The 19,055-nt window shown below is 71.6% G+C and carries 21 protein-coding genes; 16 read left to right on the top strand and 5 right to left on the bottom strand.

Annotated elements, in window-relative coordinates; all coding sequences use genetic code 11:
- Positions 1 to 13 precede the first annotated feature (13 nt).
- The 11 genes from ACZZ9K_RS08155 to ACZZ9K_RS08105 all read left to right on the top strand — a co-directional run bounded on the left by ACZZ9K_RS08155 (position 14) and on the right by ACZZ9K_RS08105 (position 11,039).
- Positions 14 to 1,330, top strand: coding sequence for a hypothetical protein (locus ACZZ9K_RS08155; RefSeq protein ID WP_463443798.1), 1,317 nt, complete (start codon positions 14 to 16; stop codon positions 1,328 to 1,330).
- Positions 1,321 to 2,172 (top strand): hypothetical protein, encoded by an 852-nt coding sequence (locus ACZZ9K_RS08150; RefSeq protein WP_463443797.1) that lies wholly within the window; start codon positions 1,321 to 1,323, stop codon positions 2,170 to 2,172. Before ACZZ9K_RS08155 ends, ACZZ9K_RS08150 begins: the two co-directional genes overlap by 10 nt.
- A 31-nt stretch (positions 2,173 to 2,203) precedes the next feature.
- On the top strand, positions 2,204 to 3,175 hold the full coding sequence (locus tag ACZZ9K_RS08145; protein WP_463443796.1) for an HAD-IIA family hydrolase: 972 nt from the start codon (positions 2,204 to 2,206) through the stop codon (positions 3,173 to 3,175).
- 10 nt (positions 3,176 to 3,185) lie between these two features.
- On the top strand, positions 3,186 to 3,353 hold the full coding sequence (locus tag ACZZ9K_RS08140) for a hypothetical protein (RefSeq protein ID WP_155896846.1): 168 nt from the start codon (positions 3,186 to 3,188) through the stop codon (positions 3,351 to 3,353).
- Positions 3,346 to 4,179 carry a TlyA family RNA methyltransferase gene (locus tag ACZZ9K_RS08135; protein WP_463443795.1) on the top strand — a complete coding sequence of 278 codons (834 nt, stop codon included), beginning with the start codon at positions 3,346 to 3,348 and terminating at the stop codon, positions 4,177 to 4,179. Before ACZZ9K_RS08140 ends, ACZZ9K_RS08135 begins: the two co-directional genes overlap by 8 nt.
- Positions 4,176 to 5,099 (top strand): NAD kinase, encoded by a 924-nt coding sequence (locus ACZZ9K_RS08130; protein WP_071245131.1) that lies wholly within the window; start codon positions 4,176 to 4,178, stop codon positions 5,097 to 5,099. The genes ACZZ9K_RS08135 and ACZZ9K_RS08130 overlap by 4 nt, the downstream gene beginning before the upstream one ends.
- Before the next feature lie 36 nt (positions 5,100 to 5,135).
- Positions 5,136 to 6,830, top strand: coding sequence for a DNA repair protein RecN (recN, locus tag ACZZ9K_RS08125; RefSeq protein WP_071245130.1), 1,695 nt, complete (start codon positions 5,136 to 5,138; stop codon positions 6,828 to 6,830).
- A 126-nt stretch (positions 6,831 to 6,956) separates the two neighbouring features.
- Positions 6,957 to 8,672, top strand: coding sequence for a CTP synthase (locus ACZZ9K_RS08120; RefSeq protein WP_463443794.1), 1,716 nt, complete (start codon positions 6,957 to 6,959; stop codon positions 8,670 to 8,672).
- 177 nt (positions 8,673 to 8,849) lie between these two features.
- Positions 8,850 to 9,425 (top strand): NUDIX domain-containing protein, encoded by a 576-nt coding sequence (locus ACZZ9K_RS08115; protein ID WP_111055212.1) that lies wholly within the window; start codon positions 8,850 to 8,852, stop codon positions 9,423 to 9,425.
- Entirely contained in the window at positions 9,422 to 10,021 is a 600-nt protein-coding gene (locus ACZZ9K_RS08110; protein WP_463443793.1) for a DUF1349 domain-containing protein, read from the top strand. The genes ACZZ9K_RS08115 and ACZZ9K_RS08110 overlap by 4 nt, the downstream gene beginning before the upstream one ends.
- Positions 10,022 to 10,058: 37 nt before the next feature.
- A complete protein-coding gene (locus ACZZ9K_RS08105; protein ID WP_463443792.1) occupies positions 10,059 to 11,039 on the top strand; it encodes a site-specific tyrosine recombinase XerD in 981 nt (326 codons plus the stop codon).
- 14 nt (positions 11,040 to 11,053) lie between these two features.
- On the opposite strand, the gene ACZZ9K_RS08100 is transcribed toward ACZZ9K_RS08105, so the two are convergent.
- Complete coding sequence (locus tag ACZZ9K_RS08100; protein WP_214521907.1) at positions 11,054 to 11,500, bottom strand: DUF2510 domain-containing protein; 447 nt, start codon at positions 11,498 to 11,500, stop codon at positions 11,054 to 11,056.
- Between the two features lie 124 nt (positions 11,501 to 11,624).
- Between ACZZ9K_RS08100 and ACZZ9K_RS08095 the strand changes: the two genes are divergently transcribed.
- Positions 11,625 to 12,083 (top strand): ASCH domain-containing protein, encoded by a 459-nt coding sequence (locus ACZZ9K_RS08095; RefSeq protein WP_463443791.1) that lies wholly within the window; start codon positions 11,625 to 11,627, stop codon positions 12,081 to 12,083.
- Between the two features lie 13 nt (positions 12,084 to 12,096).
- On the opposite strand, the gene ACZZ9K_RS08090 is transcribed toward ACZZ9K_RS08095, so the two are convergent.
- Positions 12,097 to 13,134, bottom strand: a complete 1,038-nt coding sequence (locus tag ACZZ9K_RS08090; RefSeq protein ID WP_463443790.1) for an LLM class flavin-dependent oxidoreductase — start codon at positions 13,132 to 13,134, stop codon at positions 12,097 to 12,099.
- Between the two features lie 50 nt (positions 13,135 to 13,184).
- On the opposite strand from ACZZ9K_RS08090, the gene ACZZ9K_RS08085 reads away from it, so the two are divergent.
- Both ACZZ9K_RS08085 and ACZZ9K_RS08080 read left to right on the top strand, forming a co-directional pair.
- A complete protein-coding gene (locus tag ACZZ9K_RS08085) occupies positions 13,185 to 13,517 on the top strand; it encodes a TraR/DksA family transcriptional regulator (RefSeq protein ID WP_463443789.1) in 333 nt (110 codons plus the stop codon).
- A gap of 130 nt (positions 13,518 to 13,647) precedes the next feature.
- Positions 13,648 to 14,097: a TIGR02611 family protein gene (locus ACZZ9K_RS08080; protein ID WP_138801897.1), complete on the top strand. Its 450-nt coding sequence runs from the start codon at positions 13,648 to 13,650 to the stop codon at positions 14,095 to 14,097.
- Between the two features lie 10 nt (positions 14,098 to 14,107).
- Here ACZZ9K_RS08080 and ACZZ9K_RS08075 read toward each other — a convergent pair whose 3' ends face one another.
- Positions 14,108 to 15,364, bottom strand: coding sequence for an MFS transporter (locus tag ACZZ9K_RS08075; RefSeq protein ID WP_463443788.1), 1,257 nt, complete (start codon positions 15,362 to 15,364; stop codon positions 14,108 to 14,110).
- Between the two features lie 103 nt (positions 15,365 to 15,467).
- Between ACZZ9K_RS08075 and ACZZ9K_RS08070 the strand changes: the two genes are divergently transcribed.
- On the top strand, positions 15,468 to 15,833 hold the full coding sequence (locus ACZZ9K_RS08070) for an ArsR/SmtB family transcription factor (RefSeq protein ID WP_071245119.1): 366 nt from the start codon (positions 15,468 to 15,470) through the stop codon (positions 15,831 to 15,833).
- Complete coding sequence (locus ACZZ9K_RS08065; protein ID WP_463443787.1) at positions 15,830 to 17,416, top strand: DUF7059 domain-containing protein; 1,587 nt, start codon at positions 15,830 to 15,832, stop codon at positions 17,414 to 17,416. Before ACZZ9K_RS08070 ends, ACZZ9K_RS08065 begins: the two co-directional genes overlap by 4 nt.
- 3 nt (positions 17,417 to 17,419) lie before the next feature.
- On the opposite strand, the gene ACZZ9K_RS08060 is transcribed toward ACZZ9K_RS08065, so the two are convergent.
- On the bottom strand, positions 17,420 to 18,283 hold the full coding sequence (locus tag ACZZ9K_RS08060) for an NAD-dependent epimerase/dehydratase family protein (protein WP_071245140.1): 864 nt from the start codon (positions 18,281 to 18,283) through the stop codon (positions 17,420 to 17,422).
- Positions 18,284 to 18,396: 113 nt separating this feature from the next.
- Positions 18,397 to 18,987 (bottom strand): TetR/AcrR family transcriptional regulator, encoded by a 591-nt coding sequence (locus ACZZ9K_RS08055; protein ID WP_027465935.1) that lies wholly within the window; start codon positions 18,985 to 18,987, stop codon positions 18,397 to 18,399.
- Positions 18,988 to 19,055: the final 68 nt, after the last annotated feature.

Below are 19,055 nucleotides of genomic sequence, written 5' to 3'. Positions count from 1 at the left end.
ACGTATGAAAGATGTGGCCATCGGCCCTCCATCGAGAATTCGCAGGGGAAACCCTCGTTCTCGGTCGGGGCCGGTGGCCATTTCTGTTTTCGCCGCCGTTCGCTCGACGCCGGCTCTGGTTCGTGATGGACTGGAGGCCGACGTCGGGTGGCCGACGCGGCACCCAACACAACGACACAGCGGACGAACGCCCGAGGCACTGCACCGGGCACGCGATGAGGAGCAACGGTGGCGAACGACGACGATCAGCGGCGGAACGACGGGGACCGCGGAGATCGACCCCGGCGGGACGGCGACCGTTTCCCGCGTCGCGACGGCGCTCCGCGTCGGGACGGCCAGAGTGATGGTCGTTGGTCGTCCGGTCCTCGCGAGTTCGAGCGCCGCGAGGGCGACCGTCGTGATCGTCCGCAGGGTGGAGACCGCCCGTTCCGCGACGGCGCACCTCGACGGGACAGCGCTCCGCGTCGCGACGGCGACCGTCCGTTCCGTTCCGGCGACCGGAACGACCGTCCGTCGTGGCAGGGCGACCGTGGTGACTCCGGCCGGCCGCCGCGCGGCGATGGTCCGCGCGGTGCCGATCGTCCGTTCCGTGGTGGCTCCGACCGCCCGGCTCGTGACGGGGACCGTCCGTTCCGTGGTGGGAGCTCTGACCGTCCGCGTCGTGACGGTGACCGCCCGTTCCAGGGTCGTTCGGACCGTCCGGCTCGTGATGGCGATCGCCCGTACCGTGGCGGCTCGTCGGACCGTCCCGCTCGTGATGGCGATCGCCCGTACCGTGGCGGATCGTCGGACCGTCCCGCTCGTGATGGCGATCGCCCGTACCGTGGCGGATCGTCGGACCGGCCGCGGCGTGACGGCGACCGTCCGTACCGTGGTGGTTCGGATCGTCCCGCTCGAGATGGCGACCGTCCGTACCGTGGTGGTTCGGATCGTCCCGCTCGAGATGGCGACCGCCCGTACCGCGGTGGTTCGGATCGTCCCGCCCGTGATGGGGACCGCCCGTACCGTGGTGGCTCGGATCGTCCCGCTCGTGACGGCGACCGCCCCTACCGTGGTGGTTCCTCCGACCGTCCGGCCCGTGGTGGTTCGTCCGACCGTCCGTTCCGCGGCGGTTCGTCAGACCGCCCGGCCCGCGACGGCGGTGAGGACCGTCGTCGTTTCGGTGACGGCAGCCGTCACGCCGGCGCCCGTTTCGGTGAGGCCGCGCGCGACGACTGGGAAGACCGCGACCCGTACGGCACGAAGTCGATCCGTCCGCGCCACGACGACCCGGAGATCCCCGAGGAGATCCAGGCACGCGACCTCGACCCCGCGGCCCGGATGGAGCTGAAGACCCTCAGCAAGGACAACGCCGACTGGGTTGCGCGTCACCTCGTGGCAGCTGCGCTCTTCGTCGACGACGACCCCGAGGCGGCCAACCAGCACGCCCTCAGCGCTGCTCGTCGTGCCGGTCGTGTCGGTGTCGTCCGGGAGACGGCCGCGATCACCGCGTACCGCCTCGGCGACTTCGCCACCGCGCTCCGGGAGCTCCGCACCTACCGTCGGATCTCCGGTCGCAACGACCAGCTGCCGATGATGGTGGACTGCGAGCGTGGCCTGGGCCGTCCGGAGCGGGCACTGGAGCTCGGTCGCTCGGTCGAGCGCTCGGCCCTCGACACCCCGGTGCAGGTCGAGCTCGCGATCGCCATGTCCGGCGCTCGTCTCGACCTCGGGAACCCCACAGCCGCCCTCGGTGAGCTGGAGATTCCACAGCTCGACCCGTCCACCGCCTACACGTGGTCCCCGGCGCTCTACAGTGCTTACGCGGCCACGCTCGAGGAGCTCGGTCGACAGGACGAGGCCGACGAGTGGTGGGCCCGTGTGGACCGCGCGGCAGCGGCCCTCGCCGAAATCGCGGACGACAACGCTTGGGAGACAGTTGATGTGGTCGAGGAAACGCTCGAAGTCGAAGAACACGGAGACGCCGGAGACGACGACGCCGATGACCTCGGAGCCGACGACGTCGCGACCGACGAACTCGACGGCGACGACGAATCCGCCGACGACCTCGACGGCGACCTCGACGACGAACCCGCCCTCGACGACCTCGACGACGACACCTCCGCAGCCGACGAGCCCGGCGAGATCGACGACGACAACCCCCGCGACGTCGACGGCTCCGCAGCCGACTGAGCACTCGGCGGCCCTGACCGACGGCGTCGACGTGGTCCTCACCGACCTCGACGGCGTCGTCTACCGGGGCCGCAACGCCATCCCGCACGCGGTCGAGGCCCTGACCCGGGCATCGCTCACGGCGCGGGTCGGTTACATCACGAACAACGCGTCGCGCCGCCCGATCGACGTCGCCGAGCACCTCGAGCGCTACGGGCTCGAGGTGTCCGAGGGTGACGTCGTGACCTCGTCGCAGGCCGGCGTCCAGCTGCTCGCGACCCTGGTGCCGGCCGGGTCGACCGTCCTGGTCACCGGCGGGCTCGGCCTGTCGAGCATCGTCGAGGCAGCCGGGTTCACGGTCACCTCGAGTGCCGAGGACTCCCCGGCCGCGGTCATCCAGGGCTTCTCGCCGGACCTCGGTTGGAAGGAACTGGCCGAGGCCTCGTTCGCACTGGCGGACCCGGACGTGCCGTGGGTGGCCACGAACATGGACTGGTCGATCCCGGTCGAGCGGGGCATCGCGCCCGGCAACGGCACGCTCGTGTCCGCCGTGCACCAGGCGGTCGGCCGGATGCCCGTGGTCGCCGGCAAGCCCGAGCGGCCGATCTTCGACACGGCCGTCGAGCGCTTCGGTGGCGGTCGGACCCTGTTCATCGGGGACCGGTTGGACACCGACATCAAGGGCGCGAACGACGCCGGTATCCCGAGCGTGCTCGTGCTCACCGGCATCGACAAGGCGAAGCAGGTGCTCGCGGCCGACCAGCGGTCGCGTCCCACCTACGTACTCGAAGACCTCCGGGGGCTGTCCCAGCCCTACCCGGAGACGGCGCGGCGCGAGGACGAGGACGGCACCCGGTACGCGACCGTCGGTACCTCGACGGTGGCCATGCGCGGGCACGTCGTCCGGGTGCTCGATGCCGGGACGGACATCGATCGGCTCCGTGCCGGCTCGACGCTCATCTGGGAATCCGGGTTGGCCATCTACGGCCTCGACGTGGACCCGCAGCTGTACGGCGGCGAGTAGCGTGTCGGACGTGCCGAACCCTGAGCAGCCGTCCGCCGATCCCGAGCAGCAGGACGCCTTCGCCGCGCGCACAGCCGAGGCCGAGGCCCTACCGCTCGCTGACCGTGCCGACGCCTTCTCCGCCCTGCACGACGAGCTGCGGACGCGGCTCGAGAGCGGCGGCTCCGCGAGTGCCTGAGCCGGACGGAGCCGTGCACGACGCGACCCCGGTCCGCCTCGACGCCCTCCTCGCCGCACGCGGGCTCGCACGGTCGCGCACCGTCGCCAGCAAGCTGATCCAGGACGGCCGGGTGCTCGTGGGCGGCCGTGCCGTCCTGAAACCGTCGACGCCGATCGCGTCCGACGCGGACATCGAGGTCGACGCCGCGGACGAATGGGTCTCGCGTGCGGCCCGGAAGCTCGTCGGCGCACTCGACGCGTTCGACGTCGACCCCGCCGACCGGGTCGTGCTCGACGTGGGTGCGAGCACCGGCGGGTTCACCCAGGTGCTGCTCGCGCGCGGAGCGCGCCGCGTCATCGCGCTCGACGTGGGCCACGGGCAGCTGCACCCCACCATCGCACTCGACGAACGCGTGGCCGTGGTCGAGGGGACGAACGCGCGGAACCTCACGCGCGCCGACTACCTGGCGCTCGACGGTGCCGCCGTCGAGACGAGCCTGGTCGTGGGGGACCTGTCCTTCATCTCGCTCCGACTCGTGCTGCCTGCGCTGGCCGAAGCCGTTCCCGCGGACGAGTTCGTGCTCCTGGTGAAGCCCCAGTTCGAAGTGGGCCGTGGCGGTGTGCGCGAGGGCATCGTGCACGACGCCGGACTCCGGAACGACGCGCTCATGAACGTGCTGTGGGCGGCGTGGGACCTGGGCCTCGGCACCAGTGGGCTCGCCGCGTCCCCGATCGTCGGGACGCACGGCAACCACGAGTACCTGGCCCGCTTGCAGCGTGGTGTCGGGGGCAATCCGACAGAATGGAGAGTCCGGGCGACCGAACTCACGGAAGGGTCTTCATGAGTGACGAACGGCACATCCTGCTCGTGTCCCACACGGGTCGCCGTGACTCGATCGACGCTGCGGTCGAGGTCTGCGACCTCCTGCACGCGGCCGGTCTCACGCCCGTCATGCCCTTCGACGAGTACGCGGACATCCGTCGTGCCGAAGCGTCGGTCGGCAAGGTCGACATCCTCGGCGTCGACGTCCAGCCGAACCAGCTCGAGATCGTCATCGTGCTCGGTGGCGACGGCACGATCCTCCGCGCGGCGGAACTCGTGCGGAACACCGGCGCTCCGCTCATCGGGGTGAACCTCGGGCACGTCGGGTTCCTTGCCGAGAGCGAGCGTGACGGCCTGTCCGAGACGGTCGAGCGCGCGCTGTCCGGCGAGTACAACGTCGAGGAGCGCGTCACCCTGCAGGTCGACGTCGTCGTGGGCAACCAGATCGTCTACTCGAGCTGGGCGCTGAACGAGGCCACGATCGAGAAGGCTTCTCGGGAGCGGATGCTCGAGGTCGTGACCGAGGTCGACGGCCGCCCACTGTCGTCCTTCGGCTGCGACGGCGTGGTCGTGTCGACCCCGACCGGCTCCACGGCGTACTCGTTCTCCGGCGGTGGCCCCATCGTGTGGCCGGACGTCGACGCGCTGCTCATGGTGCCGCTGAGCGCCCACGCCCTGTTCGCCCGTCCGATCGTCGTCGGGCCGGACTGCACGCTCGCGATCGAGGTCCTGAGGCGCACGAGCGGCGTCGGCGTGCTCTGGTGCGACGGCCGACGGACCCACGACCTGCCCCCGGGCGCCCGTGTCGAAGTCCGGCGTTCGCCCGACCCGGTGCGTGTCGCCCGACTCAAGGACGCTCCGTTCACCGACCGCCTGGTCGCGAAGTTCCAGCTGCCCGTCGCCGGGTGGCGCGGCCCCCAGAGCGACGAGGACGACCGATGAGCACGGAGGACGACCGATGAGCACGGAGGACGACCGATGATCGAGGAGATCGCGATCCGCGACCTCGGTGTCATCGGTGAGACCACGCTCGAACTCGGGCCGGGCTTCACCGTCGTCACCGGGGAGACCGGTGCGGGCAAGACCATGATCGTCACGGCGCTCGGGCTGCTGCTCGGTGCGCGGGCCGATGCCGGTTCGGTGCGCCGCGGTGCATCGAGCGCCGTCGTCGAAGGTCGCTGGCACGTCCCGGAGCAGGACGCCGTCGCCGAACGCGTCGAGGACGCCGGCGGCACCGTCGAGGACGGCGAACTCATCCTCACCCGCACGGTCTCCGCCGAGGGGCGCAGCCGTGCGACGGTGGGCGGTCGCAGTGCGCCCGTGGCGGTGCTCGGCGAGCTCGCCGACCAGCTCGTCACCGTGCACGGGCAGTCGGACCAGATCCGCCTGACGTCGGCCACCGCGCAGCGCGCTGCCCTCGACGGGTTCGGGGGAGCCTCGCTCGAGAAGGCCCTCGCCCGGTACGTCGCCGCGTACGACGCCTGGCAGCAGCACGCCGGTGAACTCGAGGTCCTGGTCCGCGACCGGGACGACCGGGTGGCCGAGGCCGAGCGGATCCGCGCGGCCTCCGACGAGATCGAGGCCGCCGACCCGCAGCCCGGCGAGGACGTCGAGCTGGCCGAGCGCGCCGAACGGTTGGGCAACCTCGAGGAGCTCCGGTTGTCCGCGGCCCTTGCGCACGAGGCGTTGTCCAGCGAGTCCCTCGACGGCGTCTCCGACGTCGTCGGCCTGGTCGAGTCCGCACGCCGTGCCGTGGAGCGCGTCGTGTCGTCGGACAGTGCTCTGCAGCCGGTGCTCGAGCAGCTCACGGAACTCGGGATCCAGGCGGCCGAGGCCTCGGCGAGCATCTCGAGCTACCTGGGTTCCCTGGAACCCGAGGCCGGGCACGACCTCGAACTCATCAACGAACGCCGTGCCCTGCTGGCCGGCCTCACCCGCAAGTACGGCGAGACGGTGGACGACGTCATCGCCTACGGACAGCGCGCGAGCGACCGGCTGCTCGAGCTCGACGGCGACGACGACCGGATCGCGGCGTTGCAGCAGTCGGTCGAGCAGGACGAGCAGGCGCTCGAGACCGCCGCCGCCGCGCTCACCACGGCGCGCACCAAGGCCGCGACCGACCTGGCGAAGCGCGTGACCGCTGAGCTGAAGACCCTGGCGATGGGCGGTGCGACCCTGGTGGTCGAGGTCACCGACGCCGGCGAGTACCGCCGACACGGCCGTGACCAGGTGACGATCCTGCTCCAGCCGCACTCCGGCACCGACCCCCGGCCGATCGGCAAGGGGGCGTCCGGCGGTGAGCTGTCGCGCGTGATGCTCGCGATCGAGGTCGTCATGGCCGGCAGCACCACGGTGCCGACGTTCGTCTTCGACGAGGTCGACGCGGGTGTCGGTGGGGCGGCGGCGATCGAGATCGGCCGACGGCTGGCGAAGCTCGCCGAGCGCACGCAGGTCATCGTCGTCACGCACCTGGCCCAGGTCGCGGCCTTCGCGAACAACCACCTCAACGTCGTGAAGGATGCCAGCGGTGCCGTCACGTCGTCGAGCGTGCGCCGGCTCGAGGGCGAGGACCGGTTGCAGGAGATGGCACGGCTGCTCTCCGGACTCGGTGACAGCGCCAGCGGCATCGAGCACGCACGCGAGCTGCTCGACGTGGCCGGCCAGCGGGCCTGACGACCAAGCAGGCGGGACCCGGACCCGGACCCGGCCACGGCCCGAGGACCCGGCCACCCACCCGCGCAACGCCCACGGCGAACCGAGGTCGCGCCTCCCGGCAGTTCTGACGTACGATGGAATCCCGTGGCGGACACTCTCAGCGGCGGTACCAATTCCTCGAACTCGACCCCGAAGGTGACGAAGCAGATCTTCGTGACCGGCGGGGTCGTCTCGTCTCTCGGCAAGGGCCTGACGGCGGCCAGCCTCGGCAACCTGCTCACGGCTCGCGGCCTCAAGGTCGTCATGCAGAAGCTCGACCCGTACCTCAACGTGGACCCGGGCACCATGAACCCGTTCCAGCACGGCGAGGTCTTCGTGACCGACGACGGTGCGGAGACGGACCTCGACATCGGGCACTACGAGCGCTTCCTCGACATCAACCTGTCGCAGGCCGCGAACGTCACGACCGGTCAGGTGTACTCGACGGTGATCGCCAAGGAGCGTCGCGGCGAGTACCTCGGCGACACGGTGCAGGTCATCCCGCACATCACCGACGAGATCAAGCGCCGGATGCGCGAGCAGGCGCAGAACGACCCGCAGCCCGACGTCATCATCACCGAGGTCGGCGGCACCGTCGGCGACATCGAGTCGCAGCCGTTCATCGAGTCCGCCCGGCAGGTGCGGCACGAGCTCGGCCGCAACAACGTGTTCTTCGTGCACGTCTCGCTGGTGCCGTTCATGAACGCCTCGGGTGAGCAGAAGACCAAGCCGACGCAGCACTCCGTCGCCGCGCTCCGCTCGATCGGCATCCAGCCCGACGCGCTCGTGCTGCGGTCGGACCGTCCGGTGTCGGAGTCGAACAAGCGCAAGATCGCGCTCATGTGCGACGTCGACGAGGACGCCGTGGTGAACGCCGTTGACGTCCCCTCGATCTACGACCTGCCGACGCTGCTGAACAACCAGGGCCTCGACCAGGTCATCGTCGATGCGCTCAAGCTCGACGCCGGTCCGGTCGACTGGACCGCGTGGACCCCGGTGCTGAAGGCCGTGCACGAGCCGAAGAAGGCCGTCACGGTCGCCCTGGTCGGCAAGTACATCGACCTGCCGGACGCCTACCTGTCCGTCACCGAGGCGCTCCGTGCCGGCGGCTTCGCGCACGACGCCAAGGTGACGCTGAAGTGGGTCGTGTCCGACGACTGCACCACGCCCGAGGGTGCGGCGAAGCAGCTCGGTGACGTCGACGGCATCTGCATCCCCGGTGGGTTCGGCGTGCGCGGCATCGAGGGCAAGCTCGGCGCGCTCAAGTTCGCGCGTGAGCAGGGCATCCCGACGCTCGGCCTGTGCCTCGGCCTGCAGTGCATGGTCATCGAGTACGCCCGCCACGAGGTCGGTCTGACCGACGCGTCGAGCACCGAGTTCGACCCGGAGACCTCGACCCCGGTCATCGCGACGATGGCGGAGCAGGTCGAGATCATCGCCGGCGGCGACCTGGGTGGCACGATGCGCCTGGGCCTGTACCCGGCGTCGTTCACCGAAGGCTCGCTGGCGGCGGAGCTGTACGGGGCGCCGGAGGCCTCCGAGCGGCACCGTCACCGCTACGAGGTGAACAACAGGTACCGCGAGCAGATCGCGGACGCCGGCCTCGTCTTCTCGGGCACGTCGCCCGACGGCACGCTGGTGGAGTACGTCGAGCTCCCGCGCGACGTGCACCCGTTCTACATCGCCACGCAGGCGCACCCGGAGCTCCGCTCGCGTCCGACCGATGCGCACCCGCTGTTCGCGGGGCTCGTCGCGGCCGCGATCGAGCGCCACGAGGCGTCCAGCCTGTTCGACCCGCAGACCGAGGAGCAGGTCGCGTAAGCGCCGGTCTCCACGATCGGACGGGAGGCGCGGTGCCAGCTGGCACCGCGCCTCCCGTCCGTCTGGGGGCGCGTCCACGGCACCTGGTTCCGGACACGGAACCACGGAACGACGCGGTGCTGTGTCCGGAACCTGGTTCCGACGGGGCGTCCGGCGCGCGCGTGCTTGGATGGAGCCGTGACAGACGCACCGATCGCTGACGAGTCCGCCTCCTTCGAGGTCACCGAATCCACCGTCGTGTACGAGGGCGCCGTCTGGGACGTGCGCCGCGACACCGTCGCGTACAACGGCGACTCGATGGTCCGCGAGTACATCGACCACACGGGCGCCGTCGCCGTGTACGCCGAGGACGACGAGGGCCGCGTCCTGGTCATCCAGCAGTACCGACACCCGGTGCGGCTGCGCGACTGGGAGCTGCCCGCCGGTCTGCTCGACATGGAGGGCGAGGACCACCTGACGGCCGCGAAGCGCGAGCTGGGCGAGGAGGCCGACCTCGAGGCCGACACCTGGGAGCCCCTGGTCCGCTACAACACGTCGTCGGGTGGCAGCGACGAGTTCATCCAGATCTACCGGGCGCGCGGCGTCCGGTCGACCGAGTCCGCGTTCGAGCGCGAGGCGGAAGAGGCCGACATCGTGACGCGCTGGGTCCCGCGGGCGGAGCTGCTCGAGGGGATCCTGGGCGGTCGGCTGAACAACTCGGCCCTCGTCGTCGCGGCGCTCGCCGTCGAGGCCATCGAACAGCGCGGCAAGTGAGCGGGTCCGCGGGCGACGGTCTGCGCGAGCTGGTCGCCACGGGGACGTGGACGCACGAGCCGGAGGCCGCCGAGTTCGACGGCGACGTGTTCCGCGTCACCGCGGTCGAAGGCAGTGACGCCTGGCGGACCACCTCGTACGGGTTCGTGCACGACTCCGAGCACGCGCTGCTGCAGCCGACCGACGGGCCGTTCTCGGTCGAGGCGTCGTTCGTGCTCGACTACACCGAGCAGTTCGACCAGGCCGGGGTGTTCCTGCGCGTCGACGAACAGACCTGGATCAAGGCCGGCGTGGAGTTCTCGGACGGAGCCCCGCAGCTCGGCGCCGTGGTGACACGTGGGTTCTCGGACTGGTCGGTGTCGCCCGTACCGGAGTGGGTGGGCCGGGTGGTGACCGTCCGCGCGAGCCGCGATGGTGACGCCGTGACGATCCGGGCGTGGGCCGAGGGTGACGAGTCCCGCTTGGTGCGGGTCGCGTACCTCGACCCGGACGCCGTCGTGTCCGCGGGGCTGCTGTGCGCCGGTCCGACGCGGGCCGGGCTGACCGTGACGTTCACCGGGTTCCGCGTGGGCACGCCGGACGAGGCGTTGCACTGACGGCGGGTGGCCCCGCGCCGGTTAGCCTGCTGAGGTGATGCCCCTCGACCGTGCCGCGGAGACGTACCTGCGGCACGTCGCGATCGAGCGGGGACTCTCGCAGCACACGTTGTCCGCGTACCGGCGTGATCTCGCCGTGTTCACGTCGTGGTTGGCGGCCGCTCCGGTCGTCGAGTCTGACGGTGCGGACCGGGCCGGGGGGTCCTCGGCGCTGCTGGACGTGGCACGGTTGGCACGGGCGGACGTCTCGGGGTTCGTGACACACCTGGCCACCCGACCGGAAGGTCCGCTCGCACCGCGGTCGATCGCGCGGATGCTCAGTTCAGTGCGCTCGTTCACCGCCTTCGCCGCGGGGGAGGGCTGGCTGCCGCTCGACCCGGGCACCGCCGTCCGGCCGCCGAAGGCCCCGATGCGGCTGCCGAAGGCGATCCCCGTCGAGGACATGGAACGGCTGCTCGGGGCGGTGTCCGTCGACGCCGACGACCCCGTCCAGCTGCGGGACAAGGCCCTGCTCGAGCTGCTCTACGCCACCGGTGCGCGGATCTCCGAGGCGGTGGGACTGTCGGTCGACGACGTGACGACGCTGTCGGACGCCGACGGCGTGCTCTCCGTCGTGAAGGTCACCGGCAAGGGCAACAAGCAGCGGATCGTGCCGCTCGGCAGCTTCGCCCGGGCCGCGATCGACGCCTACCTGGTGCGCGCACGGCCGGTGTTCGCTGCGCGCGGGCCGTCGACGCCCGCGCTGTTCCTCGGTGCCCGTGGAGCGCGGTTGTCGCGGCAGAGCGCCTGGCTCGTGATCCAGGCTGCCGCTGCTGCCGCCGACCTGGAGGCGCACGTGTCACCGCACACGTTCCGGCACTCGTTCGCGACGCACCTGCTCGAGGGCGGTGCCGATGTGCGCGTGGTGCAGGAGTTGCTCGGGCACGCGAGTGTCGCCACGACGCAGATCTACACGATGGTCACGGCGGACATGCTGCGTGACGTCTACCAGACGGCACACCCGCGGGCGCGGCGGTAGGCGGGCCCGCGCCCTCAGAACAGGTGGAACTGGGCCGACGCGGCGATGACGGTCGTCGTCACCGCGACGACGAGGGCGCTCGCCGAAGCGCTCCGCGCCAGGACCGCCCAGGCGCCGACGGCACCGGGACGGACGATGCCGATGACGCCGCACGCCACACCGAGCAGCCCCGCCAGGCCCCATGGGTTCGCGACGACCGAGACCACGGCGAGCAGTACCGCGAGCACCGTGAACACGCAGAGTCGACGGTCGCCGGCGGTGCCCGATGCCCACGCGTCCGTCCGGATCGCCGCGGTCTGCACCGAGAACGACGGCCCCACCGGTGCGACGACGATCGGCGTGACCGGGTCAGCAGCGGCCGCGGGGACCCGCGTGGCTGCGCCCCAGGTGCGACCGTCCCACCAGCGCAGACGACGGGCGTCCTGCGGGTCCGGGAACCAGCCTGCGGCCGGCAGCGTCACGGTTGCTCCTCGAGGTGCGGGGTGGATCGACGCTCCCGAGCCTAGGAGCGCGGTCGGCCTCGCCCCAGTCCCCAGCCGGGTGTCAGCACACGGGGGGACCGGGCCGGTGCACTACGGTCGGGGCGTGCCCTCGACGCTCGACGACTTCTGGACCGCGCGACGCCGCGAGCGTCCGGGTCTCCCGACGGCGGTGCCGGAGGCGTGGTCCTTCGGCGCGACCCCGGAGCAGGCGGACGCGCTCCTGCAGCTCGTGCTCGACGGGGTCAAGGTCGGCACGGCGTCGTCGCTCTGGGACTACGAGGCGACCGGTGACGCGCTGCCGGCGGCCGACGAGTTGAGCATCGTGACCGACGGCTCGGGTGCGCCCCGTGCCGTCATCGAGACGACGGTGGTCCGGGTGGTGCCGTTCGACCAGGTCGGTGCGGACCACGCCTGGGCCGAGGGCGAAGGGGACCGGACGCTCGAGCACTGGCGGACGGTGCACGAGGCGTTCTGGCGCGGACACTCGGAGAACCCGCGCGGGTTCGCGCCGGACATGCCGGTCGTGTGCGAGCGGTTCCGGCTGCTCTGGCCGAACGGCTGACCCCGAGGCCGGGTCAGGCGGGGACCGGCTCCGCGTCGACCTCGGTGAACACGTCCTTCACGGCGGCGAGCAGCCGGGCGTTGAAGTCCACGCCGAGCTGGTTCGGCACGGTGACGAGCACGGTGTCGGCAGCCCGGACGGCCTGGTCGGCCGCGAGTTCCGCGACGAGCTGTTCGGGCTCACCGATGTAGGACCGGCCGAACCGGGCCAGCCCGCCGTCGAGATGCCCGACCTGGTCCTGCCCCTCGACCTGCGCACGGATGCCGAAGTAGTGGCGCGACTCGTCGTCGATGATCGGGATGATGCTCCGCGAGACCGAGACGCGCGGTTCGCGGTCCCAGCCCGACTCGGACCACACCCGGCGGAAGCGCTCGATCTGCTCGGCCTGCAGCTGGTCGAACGGCACACCGGTGTCCTCGGTCAGCAGGGTCGAGGACATCAGGTTCATGCCCTGCTCGGCGGTCCACTCCGCGGTGGCACGGGTGCCGGCGCCCCACCAGATGCGGTCGCCGAGCGAGTCGGACAGCGGGGAGATCGGCAACGACCCGGCCGAACCGGTCATCTGCGGGTTGGCGTTGGCCATCGGCTCGCCGGCGATCGCGCGACGGAACACGTTCGTGTGCGCACGGGCCATGTCGCCGCCGTTCTCGTCGGCAGCGTCGGGCACGTAGCCGAACTGCTGGTAGCCGGCGAGGGCGGTCTCGGGTGATCCCCGCGAGACACCGAGCTGCAGTCGCCCGCCGGAGATCAGGTCGGTGGCCGCGGCTTCCTCCGCCATGTAGAGCGGGTTCTCGTAGCGCATGTCGATGACGCCGGTGCCGATCTCGATCCGGCTGGTCTTCGCGGCGATGGCGGAGAGCAGCGGGAACGGTGCGGCCTGCTGCGGCGCGAAGTGGTGGACGCGGAAGTAGGCGCCGTCCACACCGGCTTCCTCGGCTGCGACCGCGAGGTCGATCGCCTGCACCAGGGCCTCCCGCCCACTGCGCACCTTCGACCCCGGCACGTCACGCCAGTGTCCGAACGACAGGAACCCGATCTTCGTCATGTCCATGCGAACGCATCCGGAGGCGGGGCCATTCCGCCGCGACTACCGTGTCCGGGATGGAGGGCCCCCGCCCCGCGCTCGAGGCCGAACGCGTCCGCAACGTCCGGCTGCTCGCCGAGGTCGAGCGGAGCATGCGCGACGTCAGCGACGCCCGGCAGGACGCCAACTCCGACGACGAACACGACCCGGAGGGTGCGACCCTGGCCTGGGAACGCGGCTCGCTCGGTGCGGTCCGCGACGGCGCGCAGCTGCGGATCCGCCAGGTGGACGCAGCGCTCGCACGACTCGACGACGGCACATACGGTCGGTGCACGGTCGGCGGCGAGCCGATCGCGGAGGCCCGGCTGGCCGCCGTCCCGTGGGCGGCGACGTGCGTCGCGCACGCGTGAGGGGCACGCGATCGGTGCCGCCTGACGGCCTGGAGGCGCGGTCCGTCCCCGCCACGCGCCTCCCGGCATGCGCACCCCGCGTCCACCCCGTGCGCCGCTGATTCCCAGCCGCGCGCCCTACGTTTTCGGCATGGACGGCGACCCGAACGACCGACCCGGCGACGCCCGGGCCGACGGCACGCCGCGCCAGCGCTTCCAGTGGTTCCACCGCCTGCGCGCCTGGATCCACGCGCGGCCGCACGTGCACCTGCTCTACAAGGTGCTGGTCGGTCTGGTGGGCGGGCTGGTGGTCATCGTCGGGCTGATCCTGGTGCCGCTGCCGGGCCCGGGGTGGCTCGTGGTGTTCATCGGCCTGACGGTGCTGGCGAGCGAGTTCCACTTCTTCCACCGGATCATCACCTGGCTCCGGGCGCAGCTGCACCGCTTCTGGGACTGGGCCAAGCGGCACGGGCCGAAGCGTCTGCGCGATGCCGCCGACCGGGGCAAAGCCGACGTCGACGCTGCGCACACCGGTGCGGCGCGGACGGTCGGGGTGCGTGCGCGCGCTCGCGGTGCGAACTCGGCGCGACCGGGCCACTAGCGCGGCGGCACTAGTCGGCGGAAGCGACCCGGATCGAGCCTGTTGCGGTGCGCTCGATGACCTCGGCGGCGTGCTCCTCGACCTCGGCGGCGTCCTTCGACGACAGCTGCAGCACGAGGGCGACGACCGCGGCGAGCACGATGAAGCCGCCGTACCCGGCGATGACCGGGACCAGGCCAACCGAGGGCTCGAGCAGCCCGCCGATGACCGAGGGCACCCCGAACGCCAGGTAGCTGACGACGTAGATCGTGGAGAGCAGCCCGGCGCGGTGGGTCGGGGCAGCGGTGGCGAGCAGCATCCGGAGCGGCGCCTGGAACCCGGCGCCGAAGCCGACACCGGCGATGGCGCTGCCGACGACCATGCCCGGCAGGGAGTGTGCGAACACGAACGACACGGTGACGATCGGGCCGAGCACGAGCGCGACGAGTCCGAGCAGGACCGCGCGACGGGTGTCCATCCGCTGGATGGCCAAGCCGGTCAGGGCGCCGACGCCGGTGACCACGGCGATGAGTGCACCGGCGGCGAAGTGGTTCGTGATGCCGAACACCGTGCCGAGCGCCGAGGGGACGAGCGACAGGAACATGCCGCCGAGGGCCCAGCTTGCGACGAGCGAGCCGGCGACGCCGCGGAACAGCCGGCGTGAGGACCGCGGCACGCTGATCGTCGGGCGCAGGGAGCGGAGCGCGCCGGGGCGACGCTGCACCTGCTCGGGGACGACGAACAGCGCGAGCACGAGCAGCACGAGGAGCGCGCCGAACAGCAGGTAGACGAGCTGCTCCGGCGCCGGACCCCACTGCACCAGCGCGCCGCTCGACATCGCGCCGGTGGCCAGGGCGATCGGCGGGATGACGCCGTTCAGCACGCCGGCCATGGTGGGGTGGCGTTCGAGGGAGTTGTCGATGAGGGCCGCACCGAGGGCCCCGATGAGCAGTCCGACCGAGACACCCTGCACGATCCGGTCGATGATGAGCGCGACGACCCCGTCCGCCATCGCGAACAGGCCGAGCGACAGCGCGACGCCCAGGCCGCCGACGACGAGCACGGGCTTGCGGCCGACGTGGTCGGACAGGCGACCCGCGACGAGCAGACTCGCCAGCAGGCCGGCGACGTAGATGGCGAAGACCCCGGTGAGCATGAGCGGGGTGAGGTGCCACTCGGCTGCGTAGACCGGGTAGATGGGCGACGGCACGGCCGACGACGCGACCGAGACCAGGAGCATCGCCGCCAGGATCCAGAACCCGGCGACCGAACGAGCTGACTGGTGCATGCGCACCCCTTTCCATCTCCGTGCAGTACGACTGCATTCGTACCGCACTCGAACAGTACGACGCAAGTCGTACAGCAAGCCGAACGGTGGTAGCGTCCCGTCCATGCCCGCGCACGTCGATGCTCCTGAACGGCTGCCGCAGCCGTCCGTGGCCGAGATGGACCTCCCGGTCGTGATGGACGCCCTGAGTGATCCGATCCGGCTCGCGATCCTGCACCGCTACCTGGTCGACGCGGCCGGGGGCGAGCGCAGCTGCGGCTGGGTCGGCATCGACCGGCCGAAGTCCACGCTGACCCACCACTTCCGGGTCCTGCGCGAGGCCGGCCTGCTCGAGCAGCACCTGGAGGGCCTGACCCGCGTCAGCCGCGTCCGCGTCGAGGACGTGCAGCAGCGGTTCCCCGGGCTCCTCGACCTGGTGCTCGACTGGCAGGTCCCAGCGGCGCTGCTGCGCGAGGGGATCGCCTCGTGAGCGCCGGCGCGGGCACCGGCGTGGACGCTGTGCACACGCTGCCGTCGATCGTCGCGGACCCCGCCGTCACCACGGCGCTCGCCGCCGACCTGACGGCGGCCGGCTTCACCGTCGAGCGGCTCGACTCGCTGTGGGGCGCCGAGGCCGCCGCATCGCTGCACCGCGGTTCGCGGGTCGCCGCGCTCCGCGCGCTCGCCGCCCGCGAGACCACGCCGCTCGGCACCCTGGCGACGCTGTTCGTGCTCGGCCTGCCGGTGGCGCGGGCCGAGGCCTCCGCGGCGTTCCCGACCGCCGGGCTCGACGCCGTCATCGCCGCGGGTCTGCTGCGCAGCGAAGGCGAAAGTGCCGACGCGCTCGTGCACCCCACCGTCGACCTGCGCCCCTACGCCTTCGTCGACGACCTCGGTGCCGGCAGCTGGTGGATCGTCTCCGACCTCGGCGAGCTCGCCCTCGGGCACGCCATCAGCGAGGCGCACGTCCTCGGCATCGGCGGCGCCACCACGACGCTGAGCGGCCTGCAGGTGCCCGTCCCGGTCGAGCGTGTGCTCGACCTCGGCACCGGGTGCGGCATCCAGGCCATGCACGCGCGGCGCTTCGCCGACCAGGTGGTCGCCACCGACATCTCGCGCCGTGCCCTCGACATCGCCCGGTTCAACGCCCGGCTCAACGGCATCGACGGCATCGACTTCCGGTTCGGCTCGCTGTTCGAGCCGGTCGCGGGGGAGCGCTTCGACCGGATCGTCTCGAACCCGCCCTTCGTCATCACACCCCGTCGCGAGGGCGTCCCGTCGTACGAGTACCGCGACGGCGGCATGGTCGGCGACGCCCTGGTCGAGACGGTGCTGCGCGGCCTCGAGGCCCACCTGGAGCCCGGTGGCACCGCTCAGCTCCTCGGCAACTGGGAGTACCACTGGGGCGTCGACGGCCTGGACCGCGTGCGCGCCTGGTTCGCCGACACCGACCTCGACGTGTGGGTGATCGAGCGCGAGCGGCAGGACCCGACGTCCTACGCCGAGACCTGGATCCGCGACGGCGGGACGAAGCCCGGCACAGCCGAGTTCGACACCCTGATGAGCGCCTGGCTCGACGACTTCGCGGACCGTCGCGTCACCGGCGTCGGCTTCGGCTACGTCGTGGTGCGTCGACCCCTGCCGGGAGGCCCGTCCGGCCTCCGCCGGTTCGAGCGCGTCCCCGAGACGCTCGGCTCCAACCCCGCGGGTCTCGGCGCGACGGTCGCCCGCGTCCTCGACGCGGCCGCCTGGCTCGCCGTGCACGACGACGCCGCGCTCGCCGCCGCCCACCTGTCGGTGGCCGGTGACGTCACCGAGGAGCGGTACTACTGGCCGGGCAACGACGACCCCACCGTGATGACCCTGGTGCAGGGTGGCGGGCTCGGGCGCCGGGTGGACGCGGACACCGCACTCGCGGCGTTCGTGGGTGCGTGCGACGGCGACCTGTCCGTGGCCGCGATCATCGGCGCGCTCGCGCAGATCACCGGCGTGGACGAGCAGGCGCTCGCCGCCGACCTGCTGCCGGCGGCGCGCGACCTGGTGCTCGACGGGCTGCTCGTCCCCGCCGCCTGACGATCAGGCGCGGTGGTCGCGCCAGCTGTGCTCGGGCGTGTAGCCGAGGAGTTCGCGGGCCTTCTCCGACGACAGCAGCGAGCTGACGCCGTCGATGTCCGCGCGGCGCTCGATGTCCGGCACGAAGCGTTCGACGAGCTCGATCGTCGGGGTGTCCATCACCGTGTCGGGGCTCGCGATGACGAACGCCTCGAACCCGGTGAGGTCGGCCTCGAGTGCCCGGCGGACGGCCTGGGCCCCGTCGCGGGAGTCGATGTACGACCACAGGTTGAACGTCTTCGCCTCGGGGGTGGCGTCCCACGGGAACGCCGGGTAGTCGGTCTCGTCCATCACGTTCGAGAAGCGCAGGCCGATCATCTTCAGTTCCGGGTCCCAGCGGGTGAAGTGGCGGGCCATCTCCTCCTCGACCGCCTTGCCGAGGGAGTACGACGACTGCGGGCGGACCGCGAACTCCTCGTCGACCGGCAGGTAGGGCGGGTGGTGCTCGCCCATCGGGATGCCGAGCAGGGTCTCGCTCGACGCCCACACGACGTTCTTGATCTTCGCGGCACGTGCGGCGTGGAAGACGTTGATCGACGAGGTCACGTTGTTCGTGATGAGGGCCACGTCGGGGACCTGCCCCGGGGCCGGCACCGCCGCGAGGTGCACGACGGCGTCGACGTGGTCGTACCGATCGTCGATGCCGAGCAGCGCGTTCAGGACCTGGCCGTGATCGGTCAGGTCGATCCGCACGAACGGGACTCGCTCGGGCTTGTCGGGCGAGGGGACACGGTCGAGCAGGACCACGTCGTACCCGTGCGCATCGAGGTCGCGCACCACCGCTCGTCCGAGCTTGCCGCTGCCACCGGTCACCACTACACGCGTCATCGCGTCACTCCACATCGTCGTCGGAACACACCCTGGCGGGCAACGACCATCCTGCCCCGCCGCACCTGACGCGACCAGGCCCTGTCCGTACCCCGGAGCGTCGGGGGCGGTGGTCAGGCGGTGGGGGTGACCTGGGCGATCGCGAGGCGGGCGACGAGTTCGACGTGCTCGGCCATGTCGCGGGTGGGGTCGAAGAGCCACTGGATCTGCATGCCGTCGGACACCGCGAGCAGGACGCTGGTCAGTTCGTCGGGGTCGATGTCGGTGCGCAGTCGGCCGTCCTGCTGCATGGCCCGGAAGTCGGCGGACAGGTCGCGGCGGCTGCGGTCGTAGCGCTCGCGGAAGTACTCGTGCGCCGGGTGCTCGGCGTCGGTGGCGGCCGCGGCGGACAGGTTGACGAACATCTGCACCAGGCCCGGGACCTCGGCGTTGTGCCGCACGATCGCGGCGAGCAGGGCTGCCGGGTCCGCGGCCTGCCAGTCGTGCGCGAGGTCGAGCTCGTCGCGGCGGCGGAGGATCTCGACCCAGAGCTCGTCCTTCGAGTCGAAGTAGTGCAGCAGGCCGGCCTGGGTCAGCTCCACGGCGTCGGCGATGTCCTTGATGCTCGTCCGCCGGAAGCCCTGTGACGCCACGAGGTCCAGCGCGACCGTGAGGATCTCCTCGCGCTTCGCGATGCCCTTTGCGTACGAACCCCGTCGTGCCATGGCCAGACTGTACCGCCCGCAGGAGACCCGGAGAAACCAAGCAACGGTTGGTTTTCGGTGGTACGGTG

The organism is Curtobacterium sp. AC268 (assembly GCF_979258745.1).
This window is presented reverse-complemented; position numbering and strand designations above follow the sequence as displayed.